The sequence below is a fragment of the Xanthomonas sp. SHU 308 genome (genome assembly GCF_000364645.1).
GTDB lineage: Bacteria > Pseudomonadota > Gammaproteobacteria > Xanthomonadales > Xanthomonadaceae > Xanthomonas_A > Xanthomonas_A sontii.
This window is the reverse complement of sequence record NZ_AQOK01000207.1, coordinates 1-7,885: the sequence shown is the minus strand read 5'-3', so window position 1 is coordinate 7,885 and position 7,885 is coordinate 1. Positions and strand designations below refer to the sequence as shown.

Below are 7,885 nucleotides of genomic sequence, written 5' to 3'. Positions count from 1 at the left end.
CGCACGGCCGCGGCCGGCGCGCGCGGCGCCGCTGGCAATGGGACAGGGGCGGCGGCGGAAGGTTCCCGGCCGCGACCGCGCGGCGTCACATCGCCGGCTCCGGAGAGACCGGCCCGGCCCTCCATGGCCGGGCGTTCGGCCATGCGCGAACCTGCGGTTCGCAAGCGCATGGCCTCCTTCGATTCGCTCGTACGCTGCGCCAGATGACTGCGCAGCCGTCCATGGCGCGGCATCGCGAGCGCCGGAACCACCGGCCCGGCCATCCCTGGCCGGGCGTTCGGCGCCACATGCGCCATGGCGCATAAGCGTGGCACCTCACCCAATCGCATTGGTGAGGTCGTAGAGGGGGACGAGGACGGAGATGATCACCAGGCCGACCACCGAGGCCAGGACCAGGGTGATCGCCGGCACCATCGCCGCCAGCAGGCGGTCGATGGCCTGGGCGGTTTCCTGCTCGAAGGTGTCGGCGGTCTTCAGCAGCATGATGTCGAGCGCGCCCGATTCCTCGCCGACCTGGATCATCTGCAGCGCCAGGCGCGGGAAGCGCTTGCCCTTGGACAGCGACGCCGACAACCCATGGCCGTTCTTGACGTCGTCGGCGGCGGCGCCGACGTCGGCGGTCAGCGCCAGGTTCGACAGCACGTTGCGGGAGATGCCCAGCGCCGCCAGCAACGGCACGCCGTTGCGCAGCAACGTGCCGAGGGTGCGGGTCAGGCGTGCGGTCTCCAGCCGCGAAATCAGCACACCGACGAAGCGCTGGCGCAGCAGCCAGGCGTCGAAGCTGGCACGGAATGCGGGGTCGCGGCGCTTGCGGTCCACCGCCAGGATGGTCACGCCCGGCACCACCAGCAGCACGATCCACCAGTCGCGCACGAACAGGCCCACGCTCAGCACCGCCTGGGTGAACCACGGCAGGGCCACGTCCAGGCTCTCGTACATCTGTGCGAACTGCGGCACCACGTAGCCGAGCAGGAACAGCAGCGCGCAGCCGACCACGCTGACCAGGATCGCCGGATAGATCAGCGCGTTGATCACCCGCCCGCGCAGTTCGCGGCTGCGCTCCAGGTACTCGGCCAGGCGCTGCAGGGTGTCGTGCAGGCTGCCGCCGGCCTCGCCGGCGCGCACCATGTTGATGTACAGGCGCGAGAACAGCCCGTGCTGGCGCTCCAGCGCGGTGGACAGCGGCGCGCCGCCGCGCACCGCGTCGCGGATGTCGCCGACGGTGCGCTTGGAACGTTCGTCCTCGGGCAGCTCGAGCAGGATCGACAGCGCGCGATCCAGCGGCTGGCCGGCGCCGAGCAGCGTCGCCAACTGCTGGGTGAACTGCACCAGCGCCGCGCCGTCGAACGGCTTGGGCCGGAACAACCCGCGCAGCGAGGTGCCGCCGCCCTCGGCGGCGAGCCGGGCCTGCATCGGCATATGCCCCTGCTCCTGCAGGCGCAGCGCCACCTCCGCCTCGCTGGCGGCTTCCATCTGCCCTTCCAAGACCTCGCCGTGCGAGTCCAGGGCCTTGTAGCGATAGAGCGGCATCAGGACTGGAGCTGGGACTGGAGAATGGGGAATCGGGAATGGGAGAGCGCATCGCGCGCGGCCCGTGCCTTTTCGAACACGGGATGCCCGCGCCTGGCGAAGCAACAGGCTGCCATCGCCGGAGCGCACGCCGCGCGCATCAGGTTTCCTCCGTCACGCGCAGCACTTCCTCGATCGTGGTCTGGCCGCTGAGTGCCTTGGCCAGGCCGTCCTCGTACATGGTGCGCATGCCGGCCTCACGCGCCAGTTGCTCGATCTCGCCCATGCCGGCGTGGCGCATCACCGCGCGCCGCAGCACGTCGTTCATCACCAGGAATTCCATGATGGTGGTGCGGCCGACATAGCCGGTCGGCGCGATCGCCGAGGGCCGCGGGCGGTACAGGAAAATCTCGCCTTCCGGCTGCAGCCGGCGCAGCTCGAACTTCTCGATCTCCTCCGGCGAGGCCGCATAGCGCTCGGCATGGGTCGGCTCCAGCCGCCGCACCAGGCGCTGGGCGAGGATGCCGTTGATGGTGGAGGTCAGCAGGTAGTCCTCCACGCCCATGTCGAGCAGGCGGGTGATGCCGCCGGCGGCGTTGTTGGTGTGCAGGGTCGACAGCACCAGGTGGCCGGTCAGCGCGGACTGGATGGCGATGCGCGCCGTCTCCAGGTCGCGCATTTCGCCGATCATGATGATGTCCGGATCCTGGCGCACGATGCTGCGCAGCGCGTGCGAGAAGTCCAGACCGATCTGCGGTTTGGCCTGGATCTGGTTGATGCCCTCGATCTGGTACTCGACCGGATCCTCGACAGTGATGATCTTGACGTCGGCGGTGTTGAGCTGGCTCAGCGCGGTGTACAGCGTGGTGGTCTTGCCCGAGCCGGTAGGGCCGGTGACCAGCAGGATGCCGTGCGGCTGCTCCAGCACCTTGCGGAACTGCGGCAGGAACGCGTCGGTGAAGCCGAGCCGGTGGAAGTCGAACACCACGGTTTCGCGGTCGAGCAGGCGCATCACCACGCTCTCGCCGTGCGCGGTGGGCACGGTGCTCACGCGCAGGTCCAGCTCCTTGCCCTGCACCCGCAGCATGATGCGGCCGTCCTGCGGCAGGCGGCGCTCGGCGATGTTGAGCTTGGCCATGATCTTGACGCGGCTGATCACCGCCGCGGTCAGGTTGGCCGGCGGGCTCTCGCCGTCGATCAGCACGCCGTCGACGCGGTAGCGCACCTTCAGCCGGCTCTCGAACGGCTCGATATGGATGTCCGAGGCGCGCAGTTCCACCGCGCGCTGGATCACCAGGTTGACCAGGCGGATCACCGGCGCCTCGGAGGCCAGGTCGCGCAGGTGCTCGATGTCGTCGGCGGCGACGCTGTCGCCGTCGGCGGTTTCCACGATCGCGCCCATCGCGCTGCGGCCCTGGCCGAACCAGCGCTCGATCAGGTCGTCGATCTCCGAGCGCAGGCCGACCCGCGGCAGCACCTGCAGGCCGGTGGCCAGGCGCACCGCGTCGGCGGCGTACGCGTCGTGCGGATCGGCCATCCACAGTTCCAGCACGCCGTCGCGCTCGCCGAGCGGACACACATGGAACTGCTTGAGGAAGCGCAGCGACAGCGGCTGCGCCTCGGGCAGGCTCTCCGGCGCGGTGGCCGGCAGCTGCTTGGCGTCGAGCAGGGGCAGGCCCAGGACTTCGGCGCTGAGCTCGGCATGGTCGCGCTCGGAGACCAGGCCCAGGCGCGCCAGCAGCGCCAGCAGGCTGCCGCCGGACTCGCGCTGCAATTGCCGCGCGCGCGCCAGGTCGCCGTCCTTGAGCCGGCCCTTGGCCAGCAACGCCGCGATGATGCGGGTTTCGGGCGTCTCCACGGCGACGGCAGTGTCCTTCACGAGCGCATTCACGCGATCCCTCCCAGATGACCGTGCGACTTTAGCAGTTCGGCATGACCCGACGCCGAATCCGGCGCACTCCCCCGCCGCTGTCTACCGGGCGGCCAGCGAACCGGCACCGGCAGGTCCGTCGCGGTCATCGGCCTGACATCCTGGCAGGACATGCTGGGCAGTCGCGTTGCGCGCTGCAGCGGTCGCGGAGTGGGCCGACACGGCGCTGCCCGCAGATGCAGGAAACCCGGCCGGAGCCGGGTTTCCTGGAACCGCATGGCGCTTCCCTGCGCCGCGTACGCTTACTGGCGCGCGACCAGGCTGACGCCGTTGTAGGTGCTCTCGCCGACCAGCTTGATGTAGTAGGTGCCGGCCTGCGGCGCGGTGAAGCGCACCGTCTCGTTGTTGCCCGGACGGGTCGACTTGGCGTCGGCGTTGCCGGTGCCCGGCTCCTTGCCGAAGCTCACATACAGCGACACATTGCCGCTGCCGCCGTAGGTGAGGAAGCTCAGCACCGCACCGGCCTTGGCCTCGAAGCTGTACAGCGCTTCGTTGCCCGCGGCACCGGCCAGGCCCGCCACCGCCACCTTGTTGGTCAGCGCGGTCGCCGGCGGCGCGCACTGCTCGGTGGCCGGATCGCACGGCTCTTCCAGCGCCTTGGCCAGGGCGGCCTTGGCGTCGACGATGCCGGTGCCGATCGGGGTGCTGGACGGGATCGACACCGGGAACGGACGCGCGGTCTGCTTGAGCAGGGTCTCCAGCGCGGCCGGGGTCAGCGGCGCCTTGCCCGCGGCGATCAGCGCGCTCTGCACCAGCGCGGCCACCGCGGCCACGTGCGGCGAGGCCATCGAGGTGCCGCCCAGGCCCATGTAGGTGTAGTTGCCGGAGGTCGGCGTGGTCGCGCCGCTGTAGCCGTTCTGCCAGATGTAGCCGCCCGGGTTGCCGTCGACGCTGCCGCCGCCGCCCGGACCGGACAGGTCCACCTTGGCGCCGAAGTTGGAGTAGTAGGTGATGCCGCCGGTGATGCGGGTGGCGCCGACCGCGATCACGTTGTCGCAGCTGGCCGGACTGAAGTTGGCGGCATTGGCGGTGTTGTTGCCGGCGGCCACCACCACCGTGGTGCCGCGCGACACCGCACCGTTGATCGCGTCCTGGGTGGCGCTGTCGCAGGCGCCGCCGCCGCCCAGGCTCATGTTGATGATCTCGGCCGGGTTCTGGTTGGCCGGCACGCCGGACACGGTGCCGCCCGAGGCCCAGACGATGGCGTCGGCGATGTCGGAGGTGTAGCCGCCGCACTTGCCGAGCACGCGCACCGGCAGCACGGTGGCGTTGGGCGCCACGCCGGCCATGCCGACGCCGTTGTTGGTGGCTTCGGCGACGGTGCCGGCGACATGGCTGCCGTGCCAGGAGCTGGCCTCGGCCACCGAGCCGGCGTAGCACTCGTTGTCGTTCTCGACCCAGTCGCCGTAGTCCAGCGCGCCCGGCACGCGGGCGTCGGTCGGACGCCGCGAGACCTCCTTGTCGGAGATGAAGTCGTAGCCCTGCAGCAGGTTCACCGCCACGTCAGGGTGATTCGGCAGGATGCCGGTATCGAGCACCGCGACGACGACACCGTCGCCCTTGGACACGTCCCACGCGGCCGGCAGGTTGATGCCGCCGGTGGCGTTGCTGTAGTGCCACTGGTACTGCGCGTACAGCGGATCGTTGGGCACCAACTGCGGCTGCACCTGCGTCTTGGCCCGCAGCACCTCGACCGGCCGCAGCTTGGCGTCGACCTGCGCGTACTTCACCGTCGGGTCGGCGGCGATCTCCGCCACCACCTTGTCCAGGTCGGCCTTGCTCAGCTTGCCGGTCAGGCGGATCAGGTCCGCGCCGATGCCCAGGGTCCGCACATACTCGGCGCGCACGCTGGCTGCGGCCGCGCGCGAAATGCCGTTGCTGCCGCCGAGGCTGGCACGGCCCACCGCCGACTGCACCGTCGACAGCTTGGCGCTGCGGTCGCTGGCCGCGGCGGTGCCGGCGTTGTAGCGCACCAGGATGCGGTTGGAGGTCACCGCATCGGCCGGCGCGGACCTGCCCGGTTCCTTGACCGGCAGCGGCGCCGAGGCGCTGGCCGCGATCGCGCTCGAGGCTCCCAGCGACATCGCCAGCATGGCGGCGGCGATGGCATTGATACGAAGGTTTTGCTTGTCGATCACGTTGACGTCCTCTTCAAAGTTTCGTGGATCAGGCGACAGTTGCGGCCGTAAAACTCCCTCTACCGAATCCGTTGGCCGGCCCAGCCAAGGTCCTGTGGTCTGCCCCCTCAGGCCATTGCGTGGCGGACGGCGGCACGCGCCGCCGTCCGCGATGGATCACCAGCCGAAACCGGCACCGATGCCGATGGAGCTGTCGTCGCTGCTGAAGGCACCGCCGATGGTCACCGTGGCGCGGTCGCTGAAGGCGCGCTGGTAGCCCACCGACAGCGCCGACTCGCCGTTCTGGAAGCCGATGCCGGCACCGACCCGGTTCTGGGTGCGGATGCCGGCGGCGCTGGTGGCCATGTTGAGCATGGCCGCGCTCATCGCGCCCTGGCGGTCGATGCGGCGGTCCTGGTCGCGCAACCGCGCATCGACGTCGCCGCGCAGCACCTCGAAGCTGTCGGCCATGGTGCCGAAGCGTGCATCGGTGTACGACTTGGCCGTAGCCACGCCGTTGTCGAGCTGGCTCTTGTTGACCGCATCGGTGGCCTGGGTGCCGGCGGCGACGTTGGCGAGCTGGCGCTCGTTGCCGGCGCTGCCGATGGAGACCGTCTGCGCACGATCGGCTACCGACCCCTGCCCCAGGGCGACCGCCCCCTGCGCGGTGGCGCTGGCGCCCTGGCCAAGGGCGGTGCCCGAGGCCGCGCTGACGCTGGCGCCCTCGCCCATCGCCACCGCGTTGGTCGCCACCGCCGCGATGTGGCTGTTGGCGCCCACCGCGGTGCTGCCGTCGGCATTGACCTTGGCGTTGCTGCCGATCGCGGTGTCGTTGGGGCCGTGCGCGTAGGCGCTGCCACCGATGGCGGTGCCGGTGACGTCGTTGGCGCGCGCGGCGGTCCCCACCGCCGTGGCGCTGGAGGCGACCGCCGTGCTTTCGCCGACCTGCGCGGTGCCGATGCTGCCGGACACCGGCGTCGCCGCTTCGGTGGCCTGCGCGGCCACCGCACTGGTGCCGACCATGCGCGCGCTGCGTGCCGCAGTGCCGCTGCCGCCGGTGCGCGCATCCAGTTCGCTGACCTTGCCGTCCAGCGCCGCCAGCGCCGCGCCGACGTTGTTGTAGCTGGCGCCCTGGATCACGTAGGTCGGCGCCACGAACAGGCCCTGCGCGCCGAGTCCGGCGCCGCCGCCCAGGAACGTGGCCATGTTGCTCAGCGATTGGTATAGCTGGCCGCCGTTGATCGCGTCGGTGCTGCCGGCGGCGACGCTGCCGGCGGTCAGGTTGACGATGCGCCGGGTCGCCGGGCCGCCACGGCCGTTGCCGCTGCCCAGCGACACGGTGTCGGCCTCGTACACCCGCGAACCGGCACCGAGCGCGACCGCGTTGTCCGCCGAGACGCCGGCATTGGCGCCGAGCGCGACGCCGTTGCTGCCGCTGTTGCGGACGAAGCTGTTGTAGCCCATCGCCACGCCGTTCTCGCCGATCGCATTGGTCTGCAGGCCGATCGCGGTACTGCGCGCACCGGTCGCCGAGCTGCCGGCACCGTTGGCGGTGGCACCGGCGCCGGCGGCGACGCTGCCCACGCCCAGCGCGGAACTGCGCAGGCCGCTGGCGGTGGCGCCGGCACCGGCCGCAGTGCTGTCCACGCCGCTGGCGCTGGCCACCGCGGTGCCGGAACTCTGGAAGCGCGCGCTGGTGTCGCCGGCCGCGGTGGCCACCGCGTCCAGCTGCGCCTTGTTCACCGCATCGGTGGCGTTGACCGCCGCGCCGACGTTGGTGATGCGGCGCGTGGCCGGCGCAGTGACGCCGTTGCCGCCACCCACCGACACCACGTTGGCTTCGCTGGTGCGCGCGCCCGAGCCCAGGGCGACGCTGCCGGCGCCGCTGGCCGAGGCGTTGATGCCCAGCGCCGTGGCATTGGTGCCGCCGTAGGCGAAGGCGTTCTGGCCGATCGCGGTGCCGCCTTGCGCCGTAGCCCAGGCGAACTGGCCGACCGAGGTGGTCTGCGCCGCGGTGGCCCAGGCCGAGGCGCCGAGCGCGGTCGCATCCTCGCCGGTGGCGCGGGCGCTGTAACCCAGCGCCGCGGCATAGGCGCCGGAGGCGGTGCTGCCCCAGCCCAGCGCCGAGGCGTAGTTGCCCGCCGCCGCCGCGCCGTAACCGAACGCGCTGGTGCGAGTGCCGCTGGCGGCGCTGAAGGCGCCGACCGCGGTGCTGTAGTCGCTGCCGGCGTTGGCCTTGTAGCCGTCGGCCGTGGCCTGCAGGCCGCTGGCGACGGCACCGGCGCCACTGGCGCTGCTGAACGTGCCGCTGGCCTGCGCACCCGCGCCC

5 protein-coding genes are annotated in these 7,885 nt (G+C 71.4%); all 5 read right to left on the bottom strand.

What is annotated here, in order from left to right:
* The coding region (locus D588_RS28465; protein WP_232764256.1) for a hypothetical protein at positions 1-296 on the bottom strand (296 nt) is incomplete at its 3' end.
* Between the two features lie 19 nt (positions 297-315).
* Positions 316-1,530, bottom strand: coding sequence for a type II secretion system F family protein (locus D588_RS0107985; protein WP_017908693.1), 1,215 nt, complete (start codon positions 1,528-1,530; stop codon positions 316-318).
* 139 nt (positions 1,531-1,669) lie between these two features.
* Positions 1,670-3,400 carry a type II secretion system ATPase GspE gene (gspE, locus tag D588_RS0107980; RefSeq protein ID WP_017908692.1) on the bottom strand — a complete coding sequence of 577 codons (1,731 nt, stop codon included), beginning with the start codon at positions 3,398-3,400 and terminating at the stop codon, positions 1,670-1,672.
* A gap of 281 nt (positions 3,401-3,681) precedes the next feature.
* Entirely contained in the window at positions 3,682-5,577 is a 1,896-nt protein-coding gene (locus D588_RS0107975) for a S8 family peptidase (RefSeq protein ID WP_017915594.1), read from the bottom strand.
* A 156-nt stretch (positions 5,578-5,733) separates the two neighbouring features.
* Positions 5,734-7,885: YadA-like family protein (locus D588_RS0107970; protein ID WP_017915593.1), on the bottom strand; the 2,152-nt coding region annotated here is incomplete at its 5' end.

Coding starts and splice junctions, on each gene's coding strand:
- D588_RS0107985 (WP_017908693.1), bottom strand. CDS start 1,530: ATGCCGCTCTATCGCTACAAGGCCCTGGACTCGCACGGCGAGGTCTTG.